Origin of the sequence: Burkholderia sp. lig30, from assembly GCF_000687455.2 — a bacterium.
Lineage (GTDB): Bacteria > Pseudomonadota > Gammaproteobacteria > Burkholderiales > Burkholderiaceae > Burkholderia.
Map to the genome: position 1 here is coordinate 1 of NZ_JGVW01000081.1, position 25,912 is coordinate 25,912.

Sequence of the window (25,912 nt, forward strand, 5' to 3'; positions counted from 1 at the left end):
GTTCGCAATGTCGACACCCGTGTTGTCCGACTTCACACCGACCTTCACGTTCGCGTCCACCACGCGCTTGACCGCCACCAGCACCTTCATTTGCGTCCTCCTTCACCTCGATCAATGGATCACACGCAATCGCGCGCTCACTCGGCTACCGTGACGGCAACCTTGCCGAACTGCTCGCCGGACGCGAGCCGGTCCAGCGCCGCATGAACCTCGCCCAACGAAAACCGCGAGTCGATCACCGGGCGGAGCCGGTGCCGTGCCACGAACGTCAACAGATCCCGGTACTCGTCGAAATTGCCGAGCGTCGAACCGAAGATCTGCAGCTGACGAATAAAGATGCGGCGCAGATCCGCGGACGGCTGGTCGCCGGTCGTCGCGCCGCATGTCACGATGCGTCCGCCGCGCGTCAACGACTTCAGCGCGCTCGGCCAGACCGCTTGCCCCACGTTCTCGATCACGACGTCGACGCCGCGGCCGCCCGTGATGGCCATCACCTCCCGGACGACATCCTGCGTCGCGCCGTTGATGCCGTGGTCCGCCCCCATCGCCACTGCGCGCTGCAGCTTCGCATCGTCCCGGGACGTGACGATGGCCCGGCTCCCAGCCAGCTTCGCGAGCTGCAACGCGGCGAGCGACACGCCACCGCCGATCCCGAAGATCAGCACGGTTTCCCACGGCTGGAGGCGGGCCTTCGTAAACACCATTCGCCATGCCGTCAGATGGTTCACGCCCAATGCCGCCGCTTCCGCGAAATCGAGCGGCTCCGGCATCGGAAACACGTTCGCCGCCGGCACGCAGACGTATTCGGCCAGCGTGCCGTCGCGGTGCTCGCCAAGGTAGCGGATCGACGTGCACAGCACGATATCGCCCTGCTGGCAGAACTCGCACCGCCCACAGCCGACACCGGGATGCACGACGACGCGTTGACCGACGGACAGCAAGGTTTCCGACGCATCGACTTCCTCGACGATGCCCGCGCCGTCGAGACCCATGATCTGCGGCAGGCGGTGCGTGATGCCCGCGCCGCTGTCGCGCATGTAGAGGTCGACGCGGTTGAGTGTGGCGGCCCGCATGCGGACCAGCACGTCGCCCGGCGCGCGGAGCGGCCGGGGCCGCTCGCCGACCTCGACCACCTCGTTCCCGCCGTGGCCGGTGATGAATGCTGCTTTCATGCCGCTCTCCCCTCGAGCCTGTTCACACTGACAACGATCTTGCGCCGGCCACGTCAGTCAATCGCGCATCAGCTCGCGTCCGATGATGATCTGCTGGATCTGCGTCGTGCCTTCGTAAAGACGCAGCAATCGCACGTCGCGATAGAACCGCTCGACCTTCGTCTCGTTCATGTAGCCCGCGCCGCCATGCACCTGCACGCCCCGGTCCGCGACGCGGCCGGCCATCTCGGTGCAGAACATCTTCGCGCACGACGCGCGCATGCTGACGTCCGGATCGCTCTGGCCCGCCGGCTTGCCGTCGTAGCGCAGCGCGCAGTCCTGAACCATCGACCAGCCGGCGTACAGCTCCGCCTGGCTGTCGGCGAGCATGGCCTGCACGAGCTGGAAGTCGCCGATGCGCTGGCCGAACTGCCGCCGCGTCCGCGCGTACTCGACCGACTCGTTCAGTACCCGCTGCGCGACGCCGCACGACAGCGCCGCGACATGCAGGCGCCCGCGATCCAGCACCTTCATTGCAGTCTTGAACCCCTGACCCGGCACGCCGCCGATGATGTTCTCCGCCGGCACCCGGACGTTGTCGAGCATGACGTCGCAGGTCTTGGTGCCGCGCTGCCCCATCTTCTTGTCGGGCTTGCCGAGGCTGATGCCGGGCAGGTCGGTCGGCACGATGAACGACGAGATCCCGCCCGCCCCCGGGCCGCCGGTGCGCGCCATCAAGGTCAGCGCACCGGCACGCGGCGCGTTCGTGATGAATCGCTTCGTGCCGTTCAGCACGTAGACGCCGCCGTCGCTGCCCGGCGCATGCTCGGCGCGGGTACGGATCGCGGCCGCGTCGGAGCCCGCGTCGGGTTCAGTCAGCGCGAACGACATGATCAGCTCGCCGCTCGCGACGCGCGGCAGGATCTCGCGCTTCTGCGCGTCGGTGCCGTCCATCAGGATGCCCTGCGAACCGATGCCGACGTTGGTGCCGAACACCGAGCGAAACGCCAGCGCGGTCTGCCCCAGCTCGTAGGCCACCGCGCATTCCTGCGCCATCGACAGGCCGATGCCGCCATATTCTTCGGGAATCGACAGGCCGAACAGGCCCATCTCCTTCATGTCTTCGACGATGCCGGCAGGCACGTCGTCGTCCGCTTCGACCTGATCCTCGGCGGGAACCAGTCGGTCGTCGATGAAGCGCCGGACCGACGCCAGCAGCAGTTCGAAAGACGCGTGATCGAGGGCCATTTGGATGCTCCAGTGTGTTGCTTCTGTGGTTCGGGTGTCCGGCGCTCAGCGGTGCGTAAACGCCGGCTTGCGCTTCTCGAGGAACGCCTTCATTCCTTCCGGCGCGTCCTCGCTCGCAAAGCGCGCATGCAACTGCCGCCTTTCGAACAGGATTCCCTCGCTGAGCGAACTTTCGTACGCACGGTTGACCGACTCCTTGATCGCCTGCAGCGCCGGCAGCGAGTAGCCGGCGATCGTCGTCGCCAGCGCGATGCTCGCGTCGCGCAGTGCGTGCGCCGGCACCACGCGCGACACGAGCCCGCTGCGCTCCGCCTCCGCCGCGTCCATCGTGCGTCCGCTCAGGCACATGTCCATCGCCTTGGCCTTGCCGATCGCGCGCGGCAGGCGCTGCGTGCCGCCCGCGCCGGGCAGCATCGCCAGCGTGATTTCCGGCAGGCCGAACCGCGCATCGTCGGCCGCGATCACGATGTCGCACGCAAGCGCAAGCTCGCAGCCGCCGCCGAGCGCGATGCCGGCCACCGCCGCGATCACCGGCTTGCGGACGCGGCGAATGGTCTCCCAGTTGCGCGTGATGAAATCGCTGCGGTACACGTCCATGTAGCGCCAGTCCACCATCGCGGCGATGTCCGCACCGGCCGCGAACGCCTTCGCGTTGCCGGCGATGACGATCGCACCGATCCCGTCGTCGCCGTCGAAACGCAGCAGCGCGTCGCCGAGCGCGTCCATCAACGCGTCGTTGAGCGCGTTCATCTGTTTCGGCCGGTTCAGCGTCACGATCCCGACCCGGCCGGCGGTTTCGACGATGATCGGTTGCTCATCCATGATGTTTCGTTATCCTGTTCGTTTGGCGCATACGCTCATCGCGTGTTCGAGAGTCCGCCGCCACGTTGCGGCCGGCAGCCTCGCGCGCCGGGTTCAGTTCGACGGCCCGGCTTCGCGCAACGCGTCGCGCAGCCTGAATTTCTGGATCTTCCCGGCCGGCGTCACCGGCAGCGCGTCCACCAGCCACAGCCGTTCCGGGATGTACTGCATCGCGACGTGATGCGACTTCAGGAATTCGACGATGTCCGGCAACGCGAGATACTCGCCCGGCCGAAGCGCGACCACCGCGCACGCCCGCTCGCCGAGGCGGTCGTCCGGATAGGCGACGAGCGCGACGCCCGCGATCGCCGGATGGCGATACAGCAGCGCTTCGATCTCGACCACCGGGATGTTTTCGCCGCCCCGGATGATGACGTCCTTGCTGCGCCCGCTGATGCGGATATAGCCGTGCGCGTCGACCGACGCGAGATCGCCGGTGTCGAACCAGCCATCGGCGTCGGTCGCGTTGAGATGCGCGCGATGCAGATAGCCGCCGAACCCGGAGCAGGAACGCGTCATCAGCCGGCCGACCGATCCGGGCGGCAGCGACGCGTCGTCGTCGCCGACGATGCGCACCTCGACGCCCGGAAGCGGGTGGCCGTCCGTTGTGAACGCGCGCTCGTCATCGTCGTCGAGCCCCGTCAGCGTGACGGCGCCCAGCTCGGTCATCCCCCACGCCGACACGATCTTCGCGCCGAGCGCCGCGCGCGCCTGCTCGACGAGCGGCCCCGGAATCGGCGCGCCCGCGCAGAGGAACGTGCGCAGCGACGGCACGGTGCGCCCCGTCTCCTTCACGGCCGCCGCCAGATCGGTCAGGAACACGGTCGACGCCATCGTGAAGGTCACGCCCTCGCCGCGGATCAGGTCCAGCGCGGCACCGGGTTGCCAGATGTCCTGAAGCACCGCGGTCGCACGCAGCATGACGGGCATCATCAAGCCGTACATGAAGCCCGTCTGGTGCGCCATCGGCGACGCCATCAGCACCACGTCGCCGTCGTCCAGGCGCATCGCCTGCGCATATGGAACGATGTTCGACATCAGCGTGTTGGCGGTATGCATGACGCCCTTCGGCTCCCCCGTCGTGCCCGACGTGTAGAGCAGCTGCGTGACGTCGTCGGGCCCGGGGCGGTGCCGCGTCAGGATTGCGTGCGCGTCGGGCGCCTGCTCCCACGGCGGGCCGGACAGCAGCGCCTCGAAGCTGTTTGCGCCCGGCTGCCCGTCGGCCTCGCCGCCCACCACCACGACGTGCGCGAGCGCCGGCAGGCTGCCCTTCAGGCCGTTCAGCATCGCTTCATAGTCGAAGCCGCGAAACCGCTTCGGCACGATCGCGACCTTGCTGCGGCTGTGATTCAGCATGAACGACAGCTCGCGCTCGCGGAAGATCGGCATCAGCGGGTTCATCACCGCGCCGATGCGCGAACAGGCGAGATACGTCAGCGTGAACTCCCACCAGTTGGGCAACTGCGCGGACACCACGTCGTTGCGGCCGACGCCGAGACGGGCCAGCCCCACGGCGATGCGGTCGGCCATCGCCGCCATCTCGCGATACGTGAAGCGCGTCATCGAGCCGTCCTCGACGCGCAGCGCACTGAGCGCGATCCGGTCCGGGCACGCGACCACGCATGCGTCGAGCGCGTCGTTGATGGTGCGGTCCTGCCACCAGCCCCGCGCGATGCTCTGCGCGCGTCGCGGCGGGATCAGCACGGCGTCGAACTCCATATCCTGTCTCCAGTTCATTTGGCGCATGGTTTGCCGCGCGCTCAGGCGGGCACCGCGTCGCGTCCGGCATTCGCGCGCGCGATGATCGTCTTCATGATCTGGGCCGTGCCGTCGCCGATCTGGAAGCCGAGCACGTCGCGCAGGCGCTGCTCCATCGGCCCGCGGTCGTAGCCGCCGTGACCGAACGACAGCAGGCACTGGTGCACCACGTCATACGCGAGCTTCGGCCCCCACCACTTGCACATCGCGGCCTCCGCCGTGTGCGGCAGCCCGCGGTCCTTCAGCCACAGCGTCTGCAGGCACAGCAGACGCGCGGCGGTCACCTGCGTCGCGTATTCGGCGAGCGGATGCGAGACGCCCTGGAACGCGGCAAGCGGCTTGCCGAACGCCTCGCGCTGCGCGACGTACTCCCAGGTCTCGTCGAGGCTGACCTGCGCCACCGCGAGCACCTGCAGGCCGATCAGCGCGCGGGAGAAGTCGAAGCCCTGCATCACCTGCACGAAGCCCTTGCCCTCGTCGCCCAGCAGGTGGTCGGCGGGCACGCGCACGTTCTCGAAGAAAATCGAGCCGCGGCCGATCGCGCGCTGCCCATGACAGTCGAAGCGGTTGCGCGTGATGCCCGGCAAGTCCATCGGCACCAGGATCGCGGACACGCCCCGCGCGCCCTGCTCGACCGTTCCGGTGCGCGCGAACACCACCGCGGCGTCCGCCTGGTCGGCGGCGGAGATCGAGGTTTTTTCGCCATTGAGCACGTAATGGTCGCCGACGCGCTCCATCCTCAGGCGCAGGTTCGCCGCGTCCGAGCCGCCACGCGGCTCCGTCAGCGCGATCGCGAACAATGCGTCGCCGCGCGTCAGCCGCTCGAGCCACGGCTTCGCGATCTCGGGGGCCGCATGGTGAGCCAGGATCTGCCCGTTCAGCGACGCCAGCAGATTGATATAGGACAGGCTCAGGTCGGCGCGCGCGATCTCCTCGTGGATCACGCCGGCCGCCAGGCAGCCCAGCCCCTGCCCGCCATATTGCTCGGGCAGTTCCGGCGCGATGAAGCCCATCTGCCCCATCTCGCGCATCAGGTCGCGATCGAGCACGCGGGTACGGTCGCGCTCCAGGAAGCCGGGGGCGACGCGCCCCTGCGCAAAGCGTCGCGCGTGCTCGCCGAGCACGACGAGGTCTTCATCAAGATAGGGGTTCATGATCTCTCCTGGACGGTGGCAGGCCCGGCCGCGCCGTGCGGGCGCGGTCCGGTCCTGCGGACGGCGGCGTTGCCGGTGTTATTTCGCGTACTTGCGGAACTCGGGCTTGCGCTTTTCCTGGAAGGCCCGCACGCCTTCGCGCGACTCTTCCGTGTCGTAGTAGAGCTTGAGCGCGTACATACCCATGCCCGCGATGCCGGACTGATGCGCGGTGTCCATGTTGAACGAGCGCTTCGCGATCGCGATGGCGGTCGGGCTCTTCTCCATGATCTCGTCGCACCACTTCTGCACTTCCGCGTCGAGCTGGTCGTGCGGGACCACGGCGTTGACGAGCCCCATCGCGAGCGCTTCCGCCGCCGGGTAGCGGCGGCACATGTACCAGATCTCGCGCGCCTTCTTCTCGCCGACGACGCGCGCCAGAAATGCGGTGCCATAACCCGGATCGACCGAGCCGACCTTCGGGCCGACCTGCCCGAACACCGCCTTTTCCGATGCGATCGTGAAGTCGCAGATGGTGCAGAGCACGTTGCCGCCGCCGACGGCATAGCCCTGCACGCGCGCGATCACCGGCTTCGGCACGTCGCGGATCGCGTTGTGCAGTTCCTCCATCGGCAGCCCGATCGTGCCGCGGCCGTCGTACTGCCCTTCGTGCGCCGACTGGTCGCCGCCGGTGCAGAACGCGCGATCGCCGGCGCCCGCCAGCACGATCGCGCCGATCTCGCGGTCGTAGCCCGCGCGGTTGATCGCGTGGATCAGCTCGTCGCAGGTACGGCCGCGAAAGGCGTTCATCTTGTCCGGGCGGTTGATCGTGATCCACGCCGCGCCGTTGCGCACTTCATAGAGGATGTCTTCGTAGTTCATGAACGTTCCTTGATGAGTGAATTCAACCGGCCATCGTCAGGCCGCCGGACACGCTGAGCACCTGCCCGGTGACAAACGCCGCGTCGTCGCTGGCGAAGAACACCACCGCGCCCGGCAGGTCGTCGGGCTGGCCGATGCGCCCGAGCGGGATCGAGCGCTGGAACGCTTCCATCAGCTTCTCGGGGTTGCCCGCGCCTTCCCTGTATTCGGCGAACAGCGCGGTGTCGGTCGGCCCCGGGCACACGACGTTGACGGTGATGCCGTGGCGCGCGTGTTCGCGGGCAATCGTCTTGGAGAACGACACCAGCCCGCCCTTGCAGGCCGCATAGACCGCCTCGCCCGACGAACCGACGCGCGCCGCGTCCGATGCGATATTGACGATCCGCCCGGCCTTGCGCTCGACCATGCCCGGGAGCACCGCGTGGTGCAGATGCAGCGCGCCGGTCAGGTTGATCGCGATCAGGCGCTCCCACTGGGCGGGCTCGGTTTTCGTGAACGGCTTGAACACGTCCCAGCCGGCGTTGTTCACCAGCACGTCGATCGGCCCGAGCGCCGCCTCGACCGCCGCGACGGCGACGTCGACGTCTTCCCGCTTCGTGATGTCGCAGCGGATCGCCTCGGCCACGCCGCCCGCCGCGCGGATCTCGTCGCGCACCTTGTCGGCGGCGCCGAGCGAGAGATCCAGCACGGCGACGCGCGCGCCTTCCCGCGCAAAGCGGCGGCACGTCGCGCCGCCGATGCCGCCACCACCGCCGGTCACGACGACCGTCTTGCCTTCAAGTCTTCCCATCATGCTGCTCCGTCTGTTGTGAGAGGTACCATTGGCGTGCCTGAGCCAACCGCGCTTGCCGCACTAAATGCGTCAACATGTTGGTATACTATGTTCGACGCATCCCGATAACAAGTCCCGCAACACTAGGAGTATCCCTTGGTCAAGGCTACTGAAAAGCATGCTTCTTCAGCGAAGCTCGAGCTCGCGAACCGACTGTTCTTCCGCCTCTACCAATGCGCCAACATGTTGCACAAAACAGGAACGCGAGCGGTCGAAGACGAGGGTCTGACCACCCAGCAATGGGCGGTGCTCGGCGCGCTGTCGCGCGACGAAGCGGCACACGGGATGGGGGTGGGCGATCTGGCGCGGTATCTGATGGTGAGCCGGCAGAATCTGTCGGGGCTGCTCAGCCGGATGGAGCGCGACGGCCACATCACGACCGAGCCCGACGGCAAGGATCGCCGCGCGCGGCTCGTCAAGATGAGCGAATCGGGCCGCACGCTGTGGATTCAGCAGGCCACGCCCAAGATTCATCGGTATTACGAAACGGTACTCGAAGACTTTTCCGTCGACGACGTCACGCACACGCTGCATTACCTGCTCAAGCTGCTCGACAACATGAAGCAGCTGGACGACGCGAATCGCGCGCGAAACGAGGAGGAGTAGCACCGGCCGCCTCGCGGCCCGGCGGATCGGCGGCGGCACGCCGCGCGCGCTTCGGCCCGCGCGTCAGACCTGTTCGGAATCCGCGGCGACGATGCAATTCCTGCCGGCCCGCTTCGCCGCATACAGCGCGGCGTCCGCCGACCGGATGAATTCGTCGAGGGTGCGCGGGTCTGCGCGCCGGCTCGACGCGAACCCGACACTGATGCTGAAAGGCGGCAGGCCGCAAAACGCATCGTCCTGGCGATCGTCCTCGACGCCCCGCCGGATCGCTTCGGCGACCTTCAACGCACCCGCTTCGCCGGTATCGGGCAGCACCACCACGAATTCCTCGCCGCCGTATCGTGCCGCCATGTCGCCGGCACGGCGCGTATGCCTGACGATGCACGCCGCCAGCCGTTTCAGCGCGCGGTCGCCCTGCGCGTGACCGTAACGGTCGTTGTATTCCTTGAAGTGGTCCGCATCGATGAAGAGGATCGACAACGTGCCCTTGGTATGTTGCAGCCGCCGCCATTCGCGGTTGAGCGCCTCGTCCAGCGCGCGGCGATTGTTCAGGCCCGTCAGCGGATCGGTTTGCGACAGTTCGAGCAGGTGGTCCTGCGCCATGACCCGGTCCCGCAGCGCATAGGCCAGCAGCCAGACGACCCCGGAGAACGCGATGCTGACCAGCATCGCGCACACGCCCACGACGAACGCCAGCGAGCGCCATGAGGCCAGCACGTCGCGCTTCGCGGGCGCGACGACGGCGATCAGCGGCGTGCCCGGAATGCGCTCGAACGTATAGAGGCGCAGCACGCCGTCGATCGGCGAATACGTCTCGTAGAAGCCGGAATCGTGGTTCGCCATGCGCGGAAAGGTCGGCGAATGTCCGAACGAGCGCGATTCGTCCCCCGGAAGCCTCGGATTGCGCGCGACGAGCGTTCCGTCGACGCGGACGATCGCCGTCACGCCGTGCGGCCCCACGTCCAGCTTCGACAGCATCTGCCGGAAATACACGATATCGATCGCGACCAGCGCCACGCCCTCGAACGAGCCGTCCTGCCGGCTGATCCGCCGGCTCAGGGCGATCGACTCCGCGCCGTTTCGCACACGCGAACGATACGGCCGGGACACGTACAGTCCGACGTCGGCGGCCTGGCGATGCACGAAAAAGTAATCCCTGTCGCTGAAGTCCGTCGCGGACGACACGCCATGGCCGCCGGCGACGATATGCGCGTGCGCGTCCATCACGCCCATGCCGGTGACGTACTGGGTCGCCTCCATCTGCTCGAACGCCAACGCGTGCCGGATGGCCGGATCGAGATGTCCGACGCCGCGCGCCCTGATGCTGCCAATCAACGTCATCAGCGAATGATCAGACGATTCGATCGTCCGCGCGATGTTGTTGACGAGAATCGCGGTGATGTTCCGCGAGGTGTCGTGCGCATGCTCGATCGCCTCATCGCGCGCGGCGAGCAGCGTCGCCAGACTGATCGACAGCACGCCAAGCGCCATCAACGTTCCGAGCGTGCCGACGATTCGGGGATGGCGTCCCGCAAGAACGGCGAGACGGCTGATGGAGATACGCACAGTCGCTATGTCGGTTCCGTCGGCAGACTCGTCTGGGGCAGCGCCACGCATCGCCGACGGTGATCAGCGAAACAGGGCCAGATTGTCACTGCCCATCAGCCGTTAAAGGAGCCGGATCGCTCCCGTGTGCCTCGGGGTTGGCAAGTTGGTCACAGTCGGCGACTCTACCACGGCCATCTTTCAAAAACGTCCGATGCGGCGGCCGGGACGCCGCCGGGTGACGCGTCGCCCGAGGCTCACGTCGTCGCGCGCGACACGTGAGCCCCCTGCATACGCCGTGGATGCGCGCTGGCGCGCATTCAGAACGCGTAGTTGATCGACACATACGTGACGAGCGGATCGAGCCCGATCTTCGCGACGCTCGTCACACTCGCGCCGTTGGGCATCCTGGTCGTCAGTTTGGCCTTGGTGCCGAACGGCAGGTACGAGATCGACAGCCCCGCCGACCAGTGCTTGTCGAAGTTGTAGTTCATGCCCGCGTTGAAGACCGGAGACCACGCGCTGTCGATACGGGCGCTCGTCGGCATGCCGGCGGTGGCTCCGTTGGACAGCTGCATGCTCAGCGCCTGCTGAAAGGCGGGATTCACGTGCCCGCCCGTGAACCAGATGTAGCTCACGCCCAGGCCGAGGTACGGCCGCCATGTCGACTCCGCCCGCCCGAAGTAATACTTGAAGACCAGCGCCGGGCTCCACTGCCGGACGTCCCCGAGCGGATTGATCGACGCAGACGCGAGCGCGCCTTTGCCGTAGAACCGGAATCGCGGCGGAATGCCGGCCACCGTCTCCACCGCGAGGTTGTCGGTGAAGAAGTGCGTAACCGTGATACCGAGCGTGTCGGCGTTGTCGACGCGGGTTCCCGTATTCGGAATGCCATGCCCGCCGACCTCGAGCGGATCGCTCGAATCCTGAGGCGCGATACGCATCCACCCTCCCCCGACGACGGTGGTGCCGGCCGATTGGGCATGTGCGGCCGAACCCGAAAGCAATGCGGCGGCGACGGCTACGCAAGCGGCTTCTTTCATGACGAATTGTCTCCAGTATTTAGATTAGTTATGCGAATTGATAAGGATGGATCGCTTTCCTTGCGACCATGAACATGAGAACCGTTGAATTCGTGTCGCGTGCCGCTCGATGACCGCCGCGGCACGCCCCGGCCAGTCAGTCGACGCTGCGGAGCTCGCGCCGCAGGATCTTGCCGACCGTCGATTTCGGCAGCGCTTCGACGAGGCGGACGATCCGTGGCACCTTGTACCCGGCCATGCCGGCGCGGCAATGCGCGACGAGCGCTTCCGCGTTCACGTCGGCGCCGGGCGCCGCGACCACGAACAGCTTGACCGCCTCGCCGGTCTTCTCGTCCGGCACGCCGATGCACGCGCACTCGGCGACGCCGGGGAACGCGGCCGCGACCGCTTCCACTTCGTTCGGGTACACGTTGAAGCCCGAGACGATGATCATCTCCTTCTTGCGGTCGACGATCTTCAGGAAGCCCCTGTCGTCGAACACGCCGACGTCGCCGGTACGGAGATAGCCGTCGGCAGTGAACACCGTCGCGTTGGCCTCCGGCTGCCGCCAGTAGCCGCGCATCACCTGCGGCCCCTTCACGCAGATTTCGCCGGGCAGGCCGATACCGACCTCCCGGTCCGCGTCATCGAGCAGCTTGACGTCCGTGGACGGCAACGGCATGCCGGTCGTGCCGTTGAATTCGCTGACAATCAGCGGGTTGAACGACACCACGGGCGAGGTTTCCGACAGGCCGTATCCCTCGCGGATGAAACTGCCGGTGGCTTTGCGCCACCGTTCGGAGACGACGTCGATCACCGCCGCGCCGCCGCCGACGCTCAGTTTCAGTCTCGACCAGTCCACCTCGGCGAGGCGCGCATGCGCAGTCAGCCCGGCGTACAGCGTATTGACGCCGATGAAGATCGTCGGCCGCGCGGCCTTCAGCACGTCGATGAACGCGTCGGTGTCGCGCGGATTGGCCACGAGCCAGTTTTCCGCGCCGACGGAAAAATACGCGAGGGCGTTCACGGTCAACGCGAAGATGTGATAAAGCGGGATCGCGGTCACGATCACTTCTTCGCCCGGCTGCATCGCGGCGGCCATGAAGGACTTGAACTGCTCGACGTTGGCGACGAGATTGCGATGCGACAGCGCGGCCCCCTTCGACAGCCCCGTCGTCCCGCCGGTGTACTGCAGCAGAAGCAGGTCGTCGCCGCTCACGTCCACGGGGTCGAGCGCGAGCGTCGCGCCTCCGGCGAGCGCGGCCGGCAGCGCAATCGCATCGGCGAACGCGGGATCGACCGCGGGGCCGGGAATCGCGACCGGCCCGCCGTCGCCGGGGCCGGCCGTGATGACCGTGCGGATGCGGGTCTTGCCAATCACCTGCGCGAGCGTGGGCGTGGAGCCGTCGTATACCAGGATGACTTCGACACCGGCGTCATCGAGCTGATGCTCGAGTTCCCGCGCGGTGTACAGCGGATTGACGTTGACCTGGATCGCGCCGATCTTGCTGATCGCGATGAGCGCGATCGGAAACGACAGCAGGTTGGGCAGCATGACGGCCACGCGGTCGCCCTTTTTGACGCCGGCCACTTTCTGCAGATAAGCGGCCAATGCCGTCGACAGGCGATCGACGTCCGCATAGGTCAGGGTCTGGCCGAACGCGCGGAACGCCGGCCGCGTCGCGAACCGGCGCATGGCATCGTCCAGCAGCGCGGTGACGGAAGGATGGCGATCGGCGTCGATCTCGGCGGGGATCGATCCATAAGACGAGAGCCAGTGTCTGTTGCTCATTCGAAATTCCATAGTCGGTCGACGCAAACGGATCGCGCGCGCCGTTTCCCCAGCGGCGGCAATCCTCCCGTCCGGCTTCGACCGAATCGCAGCAATCCGTCTCGAACCGACCCATGCGTCTCCCCCAACGGGGTATTTGATTCGGCATCCGCGCGAACGCGGGATGCCCCTTGTGTCACGCACTATGGCGTGTCGTCCGCAGTTTGCAAATGATCGGCGCGGCCGAAATGATGATCGCGGAGGACATACCGCGTGTCCCGACCCTCGAACCACGCGCCGCCCGGCTGCCGGCGCATCGTGCCACGCACGCCTTGGGATGCCTGACGAATGCGAACCCTGTGGCAAGTCGGCCCGTTTGAGCGCAGAATTCGACGCTCGGAATGGGTATCTCTTCAGACACAGAATCCTGTCATGCACCGGACCTCCCTCGCGAACCCGACGGCACCGGCCGTTCAACGTGACCGATCGGCGGACGCTCCGTCCCCCGTCGCGTTTCAGGAAAAGCGCTTCTCGCCGGCCAAGCTGGCCGCACTGGTCGACGTGGCGTCCGACGCCGGCGTGGACGCGTGCGCGGTGCTGGCCGGCACGGATCTCGATCGGGGCGCGCTTGCCGACCCGCTCACGCAGACGTCGTCGCTGCAGTTCCTGACCGCCGCGCGCAACGCGGTTCGCCTGTGCGGCATCCCGGATCTGGGCGTGCGGGTCGGGCAGCGGCTGCGCGTATCGAGCTACGGGCTGTACGGCTACGCGATGCTGTGCTCGGAGTCGATGGGGCGCGCATTCGACACGGCGGTCAAATACCACCCGCTCGTCAACGGCGTGCTCGGCATCCGCTGGGTCGAACAGGAAAACGAAGCGATGTGGGTGCTTCCCGCACCGGACGCCCTCCTGCTGCCCGACGTGGACGACGCGCTGTATCGCTTCCTGATCGACCAGCAGTTCGTCGTGCACGCGACCATCATCAAGGACGTGATGGGAACGTGGTGCGTGCCCGCCCGCGCGTCGTTCACCCAGCCGGAGCCGCCGCACGCCGCCGCGCTGTCCGAGGCGCTGGAATGCCCGCTCGCGTTCGATCAGCCGCAGAATTTCCTCAGCTATCCGGCCGCGTGGCTGTCGCGCGCGCCGCAACTGGCCAACCCCCTCACCGCCGCGCAGGTCTCGATGCAGTGCGCGGAACTGCTCGAGCAGTTCCGCTGGCAGGCGGGCATCACGCGCCGCGTGTATCGCGAACTGACCCGCACGCCGGGGCGGTTCCCGGACATCGACGGGATCGCAGAGAGCCTGTGCATGACGTCACGCACGCTGCGCCGCAAGCTCGAAGCCGAGGGGACCTCGTACAGCGAACTGCTGACGAGCGTGCGCAAGGCGCTCGCGATCGACTACCTGAACTCGACCGCGCTCAGCACCGAGGACATCGCGCTCACGCTGGGCTTCAGCGACGTGGTGAGCTTTCGGCATGCGTTCAAGCGCTGGACCGGCAAGACCCCGAACGAGGTCCGGCGCAATCGCGCCGTTGCGGAGCGGGAACATGGCTGATCACGTCCGGTACCGGCAAGTCGACGAGATTCCCGGCCTGGTGCTGGGTGCCGCACGCTTCTCGGAATTCAGTTTCGATCGTCATTTCCACCTCGACTACCACATCGGCCTCGTCACCGAAGGCGTTCAGCGTCAGCGCTTCAACGGCAAGACGGTACGGGTCGGGCCGGGCTGTGTCTCGCTGATGCCGCCCGGCGAGATCCATGATGGCGTTGCCGATGGCGGCGACGAATACGCGCTCAGGACGTTCCGGCTTTCGCCGGCGCTTCTGAGCGGCGCGGCGCAGGAGATCGGCGGCGGGCACCGCGAGCTGGAGCTGGCCGGCACGATGCTCGAAGATCCCGCGCTTGCCGGCCATCTCCTGCGCCTGCACGACGCCATGCAACGCAGCGACGGCGCCGCCTCGCTCGACGTGCAGTCGGAGTGGCTGACGCTGCTGGCGTTCCTGTTCACACAGTCCCGCGCGCTCGTTCCGGAGGAAATCAAAGGCGCGCTGTCGCCGGTGCAATGGCAGCGCGTCAGGGAATACTGCTTCGCCCACCTCGGCGACAAGATCACGCTGGACGAACTGGCCGCGTTGTGCGGCCTGGGCCGGTTTCGGTTCCTGAAGCAATTCAAGCAGACCATCGGGATGACGCCGCACGCGTGGCTGGTGCGCCTGCGCCTCGAGCGGGCCTGCGAACTCCTGTCGCGAAACGCGCAGACGATCGCCGACGTCGCGCAACGCGTGGGGTTCTACGACCAAAGCCACTTCAATCGCGCGTTCCGGCAGGCGTTTGGCGTCGCGCCGTCGAATTATTAGACGAGATTGGACGAGCCGCGTGCGGGCCATGCCGCCGACGCGGCTGCCCCGATCAATTTTTTACAATCGCGGCGGAAACGGTCGAAATAGGATGTGCCGGTCGGGGGATACGGTGTTCCCCAGCACATTGAGGATACGACTGTGAATCGCGATTCGAAATCCGGCTCCGGAGCGCCGGCTCTGGGCTTTACAAGCGACAACATCTGGGGCGCGTCGCCGGAAGTGCTCGACGCCATTGCGGCCGGCAATGCCGGTCAGGCCAATCCGTACGGCGGGGACGACCTGACCGCGCGCGTCGCGCGCAAGCTCGGCGACGTGTTCGAGCGCGAAGTCGACGTGTTCCTCGTGCCGACCGGCACGGCGGCCAACGCGCTGTGCCTGAGCACGATGACCCCGCCGTGGGGCAGCGTGTTCTGCCATCCGGCCAGCCACGTCAACAACGACGAGTGCGGCGCGCCCGAGTTCTTCACCAACGGCGCCAAACTGGTCACGATCGACGGGCCGTCCGCGAAGATCGACGTCGATGCGCTTCGCGCCGCGACACGCGTCAAGGTCGGCGACGTGCATGCGACGCAACCGTCGTGCGTCAGCATCACGCAGGCGACCGAAGTGGGCAGCGTCTACACGCGGGCGGAAATCGAGGCGATCGGAGAAGTCTGCAAGGCATCGTCGGTGCGGCTTCACATGGACGGCTCGCGCTTCGCCAACGCGCTGGTCTCGCTCGATTGCTCTCCCGCGGAAATGACCTGGAAGGCGGGCGTCGATGCGCTTTCCTTCGGCGCGACCAAGAACGGCGTGCTCGCGGCGGAGGCGATCGTGCTGTTCGATGCGTCGCTCGCGGCCGAGATGGGCTATCGCCGCAAGCGCGCCGGCCACCTGTTTTCGAAGATGCGCTTCCTGTCGGCCCAGATCGACGCGTACCTGAACGACGACCTGTGGCTGCGCAACGCACGCCAGGCCAACGACATGGCGCAGCGCCTGACGCGCGGGTTCGCGCAGTCGGGTTGCGTCGAGGTACTGGGCGAGACGCAGGCGAACATCGTGTTTTGCCGACTGCCTGCGCGGGTCATCCGGGGCCTGCTCGACGCGGGGTTCGCGTTCTACCACGACCGCTGGGCGCCGAACGTGGCCCGCTTCGTCACGTCATTCGCGACGGAGGCCGGGGACGTCGACAACCTGCTCGCGCATGTGCGGCGCATTGCCGACGAGATGACGGGGGAGAAAGGTCAGGTGTGAGCGCGCGGCGACCTGGACGATCGATGACGAACCGCACACCCGACCCTCGCGACGCTTACTGGCTCGCGGCGCCTGCGGCGTTGACCTTCTTCTGCGCGTCCTGCAGGTTCTGCGGATAGTTCGGATCGTTCGCCGCGGGCTTGTAGCCGGCATCCTCGAGACGCTTCAGTTCAGCGGCATTCTTTGCCCGCGCGGCCTTGCGCTCGGCCTTGTGCTGCGCGCGGGCTTGCGCGCGCGCCTGTTTCTTCGCCGCCTTGGCGGCCGCCTTGGTCTCCGACGCAGACGGCGCACTTGCTTCCGTCTGCGCGAAGGCCGGAGAAATCGCGCCAATCAGAAACGCAGCCGAAACCGTAACGAGAGTCAATTTGCTCACGGAAGATCGCATTGCTTACCCTTTTTTGGTTGATTTGCCAACGCACACAGTATCCGGGAAATCCCGACGTCATCCCCGCCGCGCCTTGCGACGACAGGGGGACAGGTCGATCATAAACCGATTCCGTGGCAGCTTGTAAGCCTGTTTCAGCGCGCCGCACTCACGCCCCTCCGCGACTGCCCCAAAGCCGTCGCCGCGCCACCGCCGCAGGGCAGGTTCCGCATATCCGTTAAAATTGCCGGACGCGCGATCTTCTGTCGCCGCCTGATCCATCATCCGCCCCGACGAAACATCAAACCAACGGCCGCGTCGCATCCGGGCATCCGCCCGGATGGCACGCGCCGTGCCCGCGCAACATCCGCGCCTTCGCTCGACGCAGCGACGGCGCGCAACAGAATCCAGCTGGAGAATGACCGTGTTTACTTGCAGAAACCAGAGCTGCGGCACGCAGTGGGAAACGTCCGACGTCGTCATCAAGGACGAGGGACAGGGCCTGCTGTTCCGCTGCCCGCTGTGCGGCGCGCGCAACTATGTCGAGCGCTTCGACGCCGACGACGGCACGATCGTCTACGAACAGATCGAAGGCCGTCCGTACCTCTAACCCGCCACCACGACATGACCAGCCAACCGATCGCCACGCGCTTCAGCGAGCTTCCGCTCACGCCCGCCACGCTCGCCAATCTCACGCAACTCGGCTATGTCGAGATGACGCCGATCCAGGCGGCGAGCCTGCCCGTCACGCTCGCCGGCCACGACCTGATCGCGCAGGCGAAGACCGGGAGCGGCAAGACCGCCGCGTTCTCGCTCCCGCTGCTCGCGCGCCTCGACACGCGCCGCTTCGACGTGCAGGCAATGGTCCTGTGCCCGACGCGCGAACTCGCCGACCAAGTCACGCAGGAAATCCGCCGCCTCGCGCGCGGCGAGGAGAACGTCAAGGTGCTGACGCTGTGCGGCGGCACGCCGATGCGTCCTCAATCGGCGAGCCTCGAGCACGGCGCGCACATCGTCGTCGGCACGCCGGGGCGCATCATGGACCATCTGGAGCGCGGCAGCCTCGCGCTCGGCGCGCTGAATACGCTCGTGCTCGACGAGGCGGACCGGATGCTCGACATGGGCTTCTTCGACGACATCGCGACCGTCGTGCGTCAATGCCCGAAAGAGCGCCAGACGCTGCTGTTTTCCGCGACGTACCCGGACGGCATCGAGAAGCTGTGCCAGCGCATCCTGTCGAATCCGAAGGAAGTGAAGCTCGAGGAGCGCCACGACGACAGCAAGATTCGCCAGCGCTTCTACGAAGTCACCGAGGACGAGCGGCTGCACGCCGTCGGCATGCTGCTGAATCACTATCGGCCGGTGAGCACGCTGGCGTTCTGCAACACCAAGCAGCAGTGCCGCGACCTGCTCGACGTGTTGCGCGCGCAGGGCTTTCATGCGCTCGCGCTGCACGGCGAGCTGGATCAGCGCGAACGCGACCAGGTGCTGATCCAGTTCGCGAACCGCAGCTGTTCCGTGCTCGTCGCCACCGACGTCGCCGCACGCGGCCTCGACATCGCGCAACTCGAAGCGGTGATCAACGTCGACGTGACGCCCGATCCGGAGGTGCACGTGCACCGCATCGGCCGCACCGGCCGCGCGGATCAGGATGGCTGGGCGCTGAGCCTCGCGAGCATGAACGAGATGGGGCGCGTCGGCGCCATCGAGCAGGCGCAGAAGCGCGACGTCGAATGGCACCCGCTGGCCGAACTGAAGGCCGAAAGCAACGCACCGTTGCTGCCGCCGATGGAGACGTTGCAGATTCTCGGCGGGCGCAAGGAGAAGATCCGTCCCGGCGACGTGCTCGGCGCGCTGACCGGTGAAGCGGGCTTCAACGGCGCGCAGATCGGCAAGATCAACGTGACCGAATTCTCGACATACGTGGCGGTCGAGCGCAGCGTCGCGCGCGACGCGCTGCGCAAGCTCAGCGCCGGCAAGGTGAAGGGCAAGAAGGTGAAGGTCCGGTTGATGGACGAGTGAGTTGACGCGCGCGGGGTGACGCGCTGGGGTTCGCCGTGGCCCGATGAAGCTTCACTCATCGGGCCACGGCGGTTTTCGGGGAGGGCCGTTGCGTTGGGCAAGAACGTCCTGGATCGAGCGCGATGAAGATCGTCATCGTCGCGCTGGCTGCCATCGCAGCACCATGCGTTGTGTCGCTGTACGGCCGCTTCCGTTGGCGCGCAGGCACGCGAAACCTGCGGGCGCGCCTTGACGCGGCACGCGCTGCCGTCGTCCCCGGAACCGTCGATTTCCGCGAACTCGACGGGCTACCGGCCCCGGTGCAGCGGTATTTCCGGATCGTGCTCAAGGACGGCCAGCGCATGGTGGCCGGCGTGCGCGTCCAGCATCGCGGCACCTTCAATGCCGGCGGGGAAAAGGCGCGATGGAAATCATTCGCCTCCGACCAGCGGGTGATCGCGCATCGCCCCGGTTTCGATTGGGACGGCCGGATCGCCATGGCGCCCGGCGTGAGCATTCGGGTGCACGACGCTTACATCGCGGGCGAAGGCATCTTGCGCGCCGCCATTCTCGGCGCGATTCCCGTGGCCGACTTGCGTGGCGGAGGCGATATCGCCGAGGGCGAGCTCATGCGCTTTCTGGCCGAAGCCGTCTGGTATCCCACTGCGTTGCTCCCCAGTCAGGGGGTCCGCTGGAAACCCTGCGACGCAAATTCCGCATGGGCGACGGTGAGCGACGGCGCGAACACCGCCACCCTGCTGTTTCGCTTTGACCTGCAAGGATTGATCGAGGCCGTTCAGGCCGACGCGCGTGGGCGCACGGTCGGCCGCCGGATTGTCCCGACGCCGTGGCACGGACGCGTGTGGAATTACCAGGAGCGCGCGGGCATGCTGGTGCCGCTCGACGGCGAGGCGGCGTGGCTGCTGTCCGAAGGCGCAATGCCGTACTGGCGAGGGCATATCGCTGCGGTGGCGTACGAATTCGCTGCGTGAAGCGGGGACGGCATGCCGGGTGTCGGATTCCCTGGAGTGCGTCCTTGCACGATTGACCTGCCGCCCTCACCGTGCGAGATCGCACAACACGCCCGAATCGATTCAAGGCCACGTGAAGCGGACACCCCGCCCAGGCGCTAAAATCCGCCGCCTGGGCATCAACGGCGAGCGAGCGTCTTGACGGAATTCGAGCAGGGTTTCATCCTCACCCGCCACTGGCGGGACACCGCGACCGGCATCGAAATCGAGTTCTGGCTGACAACCGAACGCGGTCCGCGCCGCGTGCGCTTGCGTCCGCAGGAAGCGGTCGCGTTCGTGCCGGCCGAACAGCAGGAATTGGCCGAGCGCGTGCTGGCGGGCGAACGCGATGCCGAGCTGCGCCCGCTCGCGCTGCGCGACTTCCGTCAGCGCCCCGTGACCGGCCTGTATTGCCGGCGGTATCGCCATTTGACCGGGCTGCAGAAGCGCCTGACCGCGGCAGGCGTCGACGTCTACGAATCCGACGTGCTGCCGCCCGACCGATACATGATGGAGCGGTTCATCACGGCGGCGGTGCGGTTTCGCGGCGAGTCGGCGGGCGATGGCGTCCTGTCCGACGGAGAGCTGAAGGCCGAGACGGACTATCGTCCCGCGTTGCGATGCGTGTCGCTCGACATCGAGACCAGCGCGCGCGGCGAGCTTTATTCGATCGCGCTGGAAGGATGCGGGCAGCGCCAGGTCTTCATGCTCGGCCCGGAAAACGGCGACGCCCGCGATCTCGACTTCCGGCTCGACTATTGCGACAGCCGGCCCGCGCTGCTCGCCGGGCTGAACGACTGGTTCGAGCAACACGACCCGGACGCGATCATCGGCTGGAACCTGATCCAGTTCGACCTGCGCGTGCTGCACGCGCATGCCGAGCAGTATCGGGTGCCGCTGCGGCTCGGACGCGGCGGCAGCGTGCTCGACTGGCGCGCGCACGGCCAGCAGCCCGACCATTTCTTCGCCGCGGCGGCCGGTCGCCTCATCATCGACGGCATCGACGCGTTGAGATCGGCCACCTGGAGCTTCCCGTCGTTCAGCCTCGAATACGTCGCGCGGTCGCTGCTCGGCGAAGGCAAGGCGATCGACAACCCGTACCAGCGCATGGAAGAAATCCAGCGCCGGTTCGACCACGACAAGCCCGCGCTCGCGCGTTACAACCTGAAGGACTGCGAGCTGGTCACGCGCATCTTCGAAAAGGCGGACCTGCTGTCGTTCATGCTCGAACGCGCGGCCGTCACCGGTCTGGCGGCCGACCGCACGGGCGGATCGGTCGCGGCCTTCACGCATCTCTACATGCCGAGAATGCACCGGCTTGGCTACGTCGCGCCGAACCTCGGCGACGTAACCGGGCAAACGAGTCCCGGCGGCTTCGTGATGGATTCGCGGCCGGGCCTGTACGACTCGGTGCTCGTGCTCGACTACAAGAGCCTGTATCCGTCGATCATCCGCACGTTCCTGATCGATCCCGTCGGGTTGATCGAGGGCCTCGGCCATCCGGACGACGCAGAATCGGTGCCCGGATTTCTCGGCGCGCGCTTCTCCCGCACACGTCACTGCCTGCCGGACATCGTGCGGCACGTCTGGGAAGGCCGCGAGCAGGCGAAACGCAAGCGCAACGCGCCGCTGTCGCAGGCGCTGAAGATCATCATGAACGCGTTCTACGGGGTGCTCGGCTCGACCGGGTGCCGTTTCTTCGATCCGAGGCTCGCATCGTCGATCACGATGCGCGGCCACGAGATCATGCACCGGACGCGCGAGCTCATCGAATCGCAGGGGTACGAGGTCATTTATGGCGATACCGATTCGACGTTCGTGTGGCTGAAGCAGCCGCATTCCGACGATGACGCCGCATGCACCGGCCGCGCGATCGTCGATCATGTGAATCGCTGGTGGAAGACGCACCTGCATGATCGCTTCGGGCTGGAGAGCGCGCTCGAGCTGCAGTACGAGCGGCACTACCGGCGATTCCTGATGCCGACCATACGGGGCGCGGAGGAAGGCAGCAAGAAGCGGTATGCGGGCCTCGCGGTCATGCAGGACGGTAGCGAGGATGTCGTGTTCAAGGGGCTGGAGACGGTACGGACCGACTGGACACCGCTCGCCCAGCAGTTCCAGCGGGAACTTTACCGGCTGGTTTTCAAGCGGGAGCCGTATCAGGGCTTCATCCGCGAGTATGTTCGCAAGACGCTTGCGGGGGAATTCGACGAGCTGCTCGTGTACCGGAAGCGCGTGCGCCGGCCGCTGAGCGAATATCAGCGCAATGTTCCGCCGCATGTCCGCGCGGCGCGTACTGCGGATGCGTTCAATCTCGAACGCGGGCGTCCTCTCCAGTATCAGCGCGGCGGATGGATCAGCTATGTGATGACGACCGCGGGCCCGGAGCCGCTTGAAACCCTGCGGTCGCCGATCGACCATGCGTTTTATCTGAGCCGGCAGCTTCAGCCGGTGGCGGATGCGATCCTGACGTTTCTAAGCGATGACTTCGAATCGGTGATTTCGGGGCAGGGGCGGTTGTTTGCGGGTTAGTCGGGACGGTCACCAGAGTCCAATTTCGGCAGCGGCTGAAAGCCTGCGTCCCGGCGCCAATCGACCGCAACTCTGAAACAACTCAAAAAGCTTTGTATCCTTGCGCCATTCAACTGCCTCGTCCTTGTCCAGATAGAGCTCTTGCTCGATCTTTGCGGCCCAGTCAGCAACGTTACTTGTTTCGCTTGCTGCAGCTTCGAGGACCTTGAGCCGACGGACAACGAGCGCAGTACCATTGTCCTCTGCCGACCAGATCGCTTCGTCTGCTCCCCATTGCAACCATCGCATCATGTCCGGCCAACGGAGCGTGAGCGCGATCCAGCGGGCATACTGCTCAAGCGAAGGTGCACGCCAGAAAGGATCGACACGCCGCCGCTCGTTCCGCAGAGCCAGGTAGAGCCGTGCCAGATTGACCATCCGCTTAATCTCACGAGGATTGCCCGCGCTATAGTGCCCGAGTTCGCGGATGATGCGTCCGACATCTTTACTGTCGCCTGGGGGAAAAGCAGTTGCATTTAGATCAGGCTGTTGCGCAACACTGCTGCCGGTACCTGCAGGATCATCAGGGCCACTGGTGCCTTCGCCGACCGGAAGCGGGCCGTCTGGCGTCACTACCGTGACGCTGGATGAGACAGACGGGTCGACGGATTTAAAACTGGTCGCTGCACCCAGCGATTTAAGAAACTCACCAATATTCCGCTGAGGCGGGATCGTGAATGGCAATTGGACGAACTTGTCCATGAAGCGCCAGCCAAGCGGCACGCCGCGCTCGTAACTGGGCAACCTTTCGCGGATTTCCCCGTGGGCCTTTTCGAGCGCCGCGGCGATCATCTGCGGATCCATGCCGATCACGAACATGCACCGGTAAGTGTCACTCGCCAGGAGCATGTTTATGCCCTCCACCACACTTGCGATCTTAGTGGGAGAGCAGCGGTCGAGATCGTCGATGAAGATCACGATCGGTGTAAACGTGTCAGCGCTTTCCTTCGGCGCTGCGGCCAGCACCCGTCTCAGATCGGCATGTATCTGGTGAATCGCCCCGACCGACTGTGCATAGTCCGGTACGGTGAGGTATGGCGCCAAACTAAGTTCGGCCGGTTCGGCGTGAGTATTCTCACGGGTGGACCAATAGCGCAACGCGAGATAAGCCGAGAGAAGAACGGGGCCGATAATGCCCCCCCAATACCCCATCTTGCTGATGTTCGTGGCGAGCGGGCTAAGGTCCGGGAAAACGGTTTTGGCCGCCCCCAGGCCGAACAGCGAAAGAATGGCGCCGACACCCACCACAAGCGCGTGCTTGCCATGCTCCCACCAGATGGAAAGCACGCGGTCGTAAATCTTTCGGCGCACAACGCCATCATCGATCCGGGCGAGGTGCAGGCGGAGGAGAAAGGCCTCACGCTGCACAATCGGGAGCCGGTCGCTGATCTGCGATACGATCGCGTCGACCAATCCTGCCCAGACCTGCTCGCAAGATTCGTATTTCCAGGCATTGAACCAAATCGTTAACAGCCCTTCTCGACGAGACGAGTCTGTCGCAGGCCCCTCATTCTTGGATGCAGTCGTCGTATAGGCGTCGTGCCAAAAGTCGGGGCCAATGTCCTTCTTTTTCTCAAGAAACTTCAGAACCGAGCCGAGGCTGAGCGCCCCGGCTACAGCCTGCCCGACCTTGGGGCGATGAGCATTGCGGACATCCTCCGGGTCGAGACGCTCCCGGATCATCTGCATCAGCGACGACTTGCCCGCACCCCAGGGTGCCTGCACACTGACACTAAGCGGAGCAGGCGTGCATGGATTGGCAAGGAACGACGCGATCGCATCTGCGTAGGTCGCGTAACCGAGGCGGTCCTCGTTCGACGCGGCATCGTTGTGCAAGCTCATCAGAACCTGCCCGGTCAGCACGTCCTCATACGCTTCGAGGAGCGTGTCTGGGTCGATATCCATCAGGCCCAGATAGTCCACATAGATGCCTCGGCTTTCGAGCAGTGCACGGACGAGATCATCGACAATGAACTGCTTGCGGCCGGATTTTCTGGCGCGCTCCGCTGCACGGTCCAGGATGGCGCTGGCGTGGAGCGTGGCCCGTATGAAATGGCCGCCCTCAATCTTTTCGGGAACGCGCCAATCCCGCTTGAAAAGCTGCTTCCACGCCGTTTCGTAGCGGTCACCGGCCAGCTCATGAATCGCGGCGCCGAAGGCCCCGGCTGCACGGTCACGGCCGAGGCGCGCGAAGGCATCGGTTTGCGCGGCATCCGCAAGCGCGAACAACAACAATTCAGTGGTAAGCGCGGGCTCATTCTTCGACCATCCGAGCGCGTGTGCAACTGAGAGCACCGCCCCGGCGGCAAGTGAAGGACTCCACTTGTCCTGCGACTCCGAAGCTGCGTCCGGCAGCGACGACGATGGAACTAGTCCCTCGATAGCCGCGACCAGGGCATCGAAGCCATTGGTTTCCGGTCCGGGCGTCGAAATCGTGACCGAGGTCTCTGGTCGGTTGGCCCAGCCGTTCCGGATCAGCACCTCAAGCATGATCCGGAAGCTCTCGACCAAAGGCAGCCGCCCGGTTCCGGTGCCCATCAAAGGCATCCAGAATGTGCGCAGCGACTGCAGCCGACTATCGCGCAGACATTTCTCGAAATTGTGTTCGAGCAGATGCAAAGCCGGCCCGTCACCAACCGTCACAACGTAGCAGAGCAGGGTTCGTCCGGCTGGCGTGATGAAGTACCCGTCCTTCAGATCCTTTTCGGCTGGCAGGCTCTTTCGATCGAGGCCGAAATATTTGAGCACGTTTTGATTGAGTCTGCCGGGCGATCCATGTGCATCGATCGAAAGGAATGCAGCGTCGCCTTCGGGCGTGGCGAGCGATGCCACCACGATGGTTTCGCCAAGCCTCGTGTCGATTCTGTCGCGCATATCCATGCCGGCCCCTGATCCAGATTTATCCCGTAGTGCAGGTCGCAAACCATTTATCCACTGCGTTAAACGCAATGCCGCATTTGGTTTGTGTGAAGAATTGTCGGCGATTTGGAAGGGTATGTCGATTGACTAAAACCGACTGCGGATTCAACCGGTCGATGTTCCCGCGGTCCGCGACCGGCTCAAACCGACCCACAACCGCCATTTTGGCGAGCGCGGAGTCGATGGCAGCTTTCAAAGTTAAGACGGCCGTTCGCTCGGTCACGTTTATGCCCGCTTTCAGGACCGACTATGGCCATGTGCCACGTTACTGATGGCTATTCCAGTGCAACTCGCGCCCCCGGTTCGGCCAGTCTCATTATTCCAGTATCTCCACTCTCGCGAGACGCGTCCGAGTCTCACTAATTCCGTTTCCTTGCACCACCACTGTCGAGTGACAGCTTTCGTGAAAACGGCAACCTTGATTTCGCAGGAGTTTTTCACTAACTGGAGCATCGACGTCCGGGATCAAGTGACAGCATTGACGACAAAACCTGACATCTCAGCCACAAAACCCGAAAAAATTGAGCGCCCCAAGTCCGTTCAGCAGGGCTTTGCGGCGCACAGGAATCGGTATCAAGACATCAGTTCGTACTCGCGCCAGGCGGCAATCGGACGAAGAAAAGGAACGGGTGCTCGCCGCGAT

20 protein-coding genes and 1 pseudogene are annotated in these 25,912 nt (G+C 65.6%); 8 read left to right on the forward strand and 13 right to left on the reverse strand.

Going from position 1 to position 25,912, the window contains the following annotated elements:
- The 8 genes and pseudogenes from LIG30_RS26340 to badH form a co-directional block, all read right to left on the reverse strand.
- Nucleotides 1–90 (reverse strand): annotated as a pseudogene (locus LIG30_RS26340) (electron transfer flavoprotein subunit beta/FixA family protein); the annotation flags it as partial.
- Between the two features lie 47 nt (nucleotides 91–137).
- On the reverse strand, nucleotides 138–1,172 hold the full coding sequence (locus tag LIG30_RS14115) for a zinc-binding dehydrogenase (RefSeq protein WP_038713212.1): 1,035 nt from the start codon (nucleotides 1,170–1,172) through the stop codon (nucleotides 138–140).
- Between the two features lie 57 nt (nucleotides 1,173–1,229).
- Nucleotides 1,230–2,399: an acyl-CoA dehydrogenase family protein gene (locus LIG30_RS14120; RefSeq protein ID WP_038713213.1), complete on the reverse strand. Its 1,170-nt coding sequence runs from the start codon at nucleotides 2,397–2,399 to the stop codon at nucleotides 1,230–1,232.
- Between the two features lie 45 nt (nucleotides 2,400–2,444).
- Nucleotides 2,445–3,221, reverse strand: coding sequence for an enoyl-CoA hydratase (locus LIG30_RS14125; protein WP_038713215.1), 777 nt, complete (start codon nucleotides 3,219–3,221; stop codon nucleotides 2,445–2,447).
- Nucleotides 3,222–3,314: 93 nt separating this feature from the next.
- A complete protein-coding gene (gene aliA, locus LIG30_RS14130; RefSeq protein ID WP_038713216.1) occupies nucleotides 3,315–4,979 on the reverse strand; it encodes a cyclohexanecarboxylate-CoA ligase in 1,665 nt (554 codons plus the stop codon).
- Nucleotides 4,980–5,020: 41 nt separating this feature from the next.
- Nucleotides 5,021–6,172, reverse strand: a complete 1,152-nt coding sequence (aliB, locus tag LIG30_RS14135) for a cyclohexanecarboxyl-CoA dehydrogenase (RefSeq protein ID WP_038713217.1) — start codon at nucleotides 6,170–6,172, stop codon at nucleotides 5,021–5,023.
- Nucleotides 6,173–6,250: 78 nt separating this feature from the next.
- The gene (gene badI / locus LIG30_RS14140; RefSeq protein ID WP_038713219.1) at nucleotides 6,251–7,033 is read right to left on the reverse strand and encodes a 2-ketocyclohexanecarboxyl-CoA hydrolase; all 783 of its coding nucleotides are present in this window, start codon (nucleotides 7,031–7,033) and stop codon (nucleotides 6,251–6,253) included.
- 22 nt (nucleotides 7,034–7,055) lie between these two features.
- A complete protein-coding gene (gene badH, locus LIG30_RS14145) occupies nucleotides 7,056–7,823 on the reverse strand; it encodes a 2-hydroxycyclohexanecarboxyl-CoA dehydrogenase (protein WP_038713220.1) in 768 nt (255 codons plus the stop codon).
- A 225-nt stretch (nucleotides 7,824–8,048) separates the two neighbouring features.
- Here badH and LIG30_RS14150 point away from each other — a divergent pair, with 225 nt between their 5' ends.
- On the forward strand, nucleotides 8,049–8,471 hold the full coding sequence (locus LIG30_RS14150) for a MarR family winged helix-turn-helix transcriptional regulator (protein WP_083494044.1): 423 nt from the start codon (nucleotides 8,049–8,051) through the stop codon (nucleotides 8,469–8,471).
- A 63-nt stretch (nucleotides 8,472–8,534) separates the two neighbouring features.
- Here LIG30_RS14150 and LIG30_RS14155 read toward each other — a convergent pair whose 3' ends face one another.
- The 3 genes from LIG30_RS14155 to LIG30_RS14165 all read right to left on the reverse strand — a co-directional run bounded on the left by LIG30_RS14155 (nucleotide 8,535) and on the right by LIG30_RS14165 (nucleotide 12,830).
- Nucleotides 8,535–10,088 (reverse strand): GGDEF domain-containing protein, encoded by a 1,554-nt coding sequence (locus LIG30_RS14155; protein ID WP_051995025.1) that lies wholly within the window; start codon nucleotides 10,086–10,088, stop codon nucleotides 8,535–8,537.
- 248 nt (nucleotides 10,089–10,336) lie between these two features.
- Nucleotides 10,337–11,059 carry an OmpW/AlkL family protein gene (locus tag LIG30_RS14160; protein WP_038713222.1) on the reverse strand — a complete coding sequence of 241 codons (723 nt, stop codon included), beginning with the start codon at nucleotides 11,057–11,059 and terminating at the stop codon, nucleotides 10,337–10,339.
- A gap of 136 nt (nucleotides 11,060–11,195) precedes the next feature.
- Nucleotides 11,196–12,830 (reverse strand): AMP-binding protein, encoded by a 1,635-nt coding sequence (locus LIG30_RS14165; RefSeq protein ID WP_038713223.1) that lies wholly within the window; start codon nucleotides 12,828–12,830, stop codon nucleotides 11,196–11,198.
- Between the two features lie 411 nt (nucleotides 12,831–13,241).
- On the opposite strand from LIG30_RS14165, the gene LIG30_RS14170 reads away from it, so the two are divergent.
- The 3 genes from LIG30_RS14170 (at nucleotide 13,242) to LIG30_RS14180 (ending at nucleotide 16,404) form a co-directional block, all read left to right on the forward strand.
- Complete coding sequence (locus tag LIG30_RS14170) at nucleotides 13,242–14,366, forward strand: AraC family transcriptional regulator (protein ID WP_038713225.1); 1,125 nt, start codon at nucleotides 13,242–13,244, stop codon at nucleotides 14,364–14,366.
- Nucleotides 14,359–15,168 carry an AraC family transcriptional regulator gene (locus tag LIG30_RS14175; RefSeq protein WP_038713227.1) on the forward strand — a complete coding sequence of 270 codons (810 nt, stop codon included), beginning with the start codon at nucleotides 14,359–14,361 and terminating at the stop codon, nucleotides 15,166–15,168. The genes LIG30_RS14170 and LIG30_RS14175 overlap by 8 nt, the downstream gene beginning before the upstream one ends.
- A gap of 141 nt (nucleotides 15,169–15,309) precedes the next feature.
- On the forward strand, nucleotides 15,310–16,404 hold the full coding sequence (locus LIG30_RS14180) for a threonine aldolase family protein (protein ID WP_038713228.1): 1,095 nt from the start codon (nucleotides 15,310–15,312) through the stop codon (nucleotides 16,402–16,404).
- Between the two features lie 55 nt (nucleotides 16,405–16,459).
- On the opposite strand, the gene LIG30_RS14185 is transcribed toward LIG30_RS14180, so the two are convergent.
- Complete coding sequence (locus tag LIG30_RS14185) at nucleotides 16,460–16,789, reverse strand: hypothetical protein (protein ID WP_038713229.1); 330 nt, start codon at nucleotides 16,787–16,789, stop codon at nucleotides 16,460–16,462.
- 403 nt (nucleotides 16,790–17,192) lie between these two features.
- Here LIG30_RS14185 and LIG30_RS14190 point away from each other — a divergent pair, with 403 nt between their 5' ends.
- From LIG30_RS14190 to LIG30_RS14205, 4 genes are all read left to right on the forward strand, one after another.
- Entirely contained in the window at nucleotides 17,193–17,378 is a 186-nt protein-coding gene (locus tag LIG30_RS14190) for a hypothetical protein (protein WP_038713300.1), read from the forward strand.
- A gap of 14 nt (nucleotides 17,379–17,392) precedes the next feature.
- The gene (dbpA, locus tag LIG30_RS14195; protein WP_038713230.1) at nucleotides 17,393–18,790 is read left to right on the forward strand and encodes an ATP-dependent RNA helicase DbpA; all 1,398 of its coding nucleotides are present in this window, start codon (nucleotides 17,393–17,395) and stop codon (nucleotides 18,788–18,790) included.
- Nucleotides 18,791–18,912: 122 nt separating this feature from the next.
- Nucleotides 18,913–19,761, forward strand: a complete 849-nt coding sequence (locus LIG30_RS14200) for a DUF6920 family protein (protein ID WP_038713232.1) — start codon at nucleotides 18,913–18,915, stop codon at nucleotides 19,759–19,761.
- Between the two features lie 177 nt (nucleotides 19,762–19,938).
- Nucleotides 19,939–22,311 (forward strand): DNA polymerase II, encoded by a 2,373-nt coding sequence (locus LIG30_RS14205; RefSeq protein ID WP_038713233.1) that lies wholly within the window; start codon nucleotides 19,939–19,941, stop codon nucleotides 22,309–22,311.
- 9 nt (nucleotides 22,312–22,320) lie between these two features.
- On the opposite strand, the gene LIG30_RS14210 is transcribed toward LIG30_RS14205, so the two are convergent.
- Nucleotides 22,321–25,230: a P-loop NTPase fold protein gene (locus tag LIG30_RS14210; protein ID WP_038713234.1), complete on the reverse strand. Its 2,910-nt coding sequence runs from the start codon at nucleotides 25,228–25,230 to the stop codon at nucleotides 22,321–22,323.
- Nucleotides 25,231–25,912 lie beyond the last annotated feature (682 nt).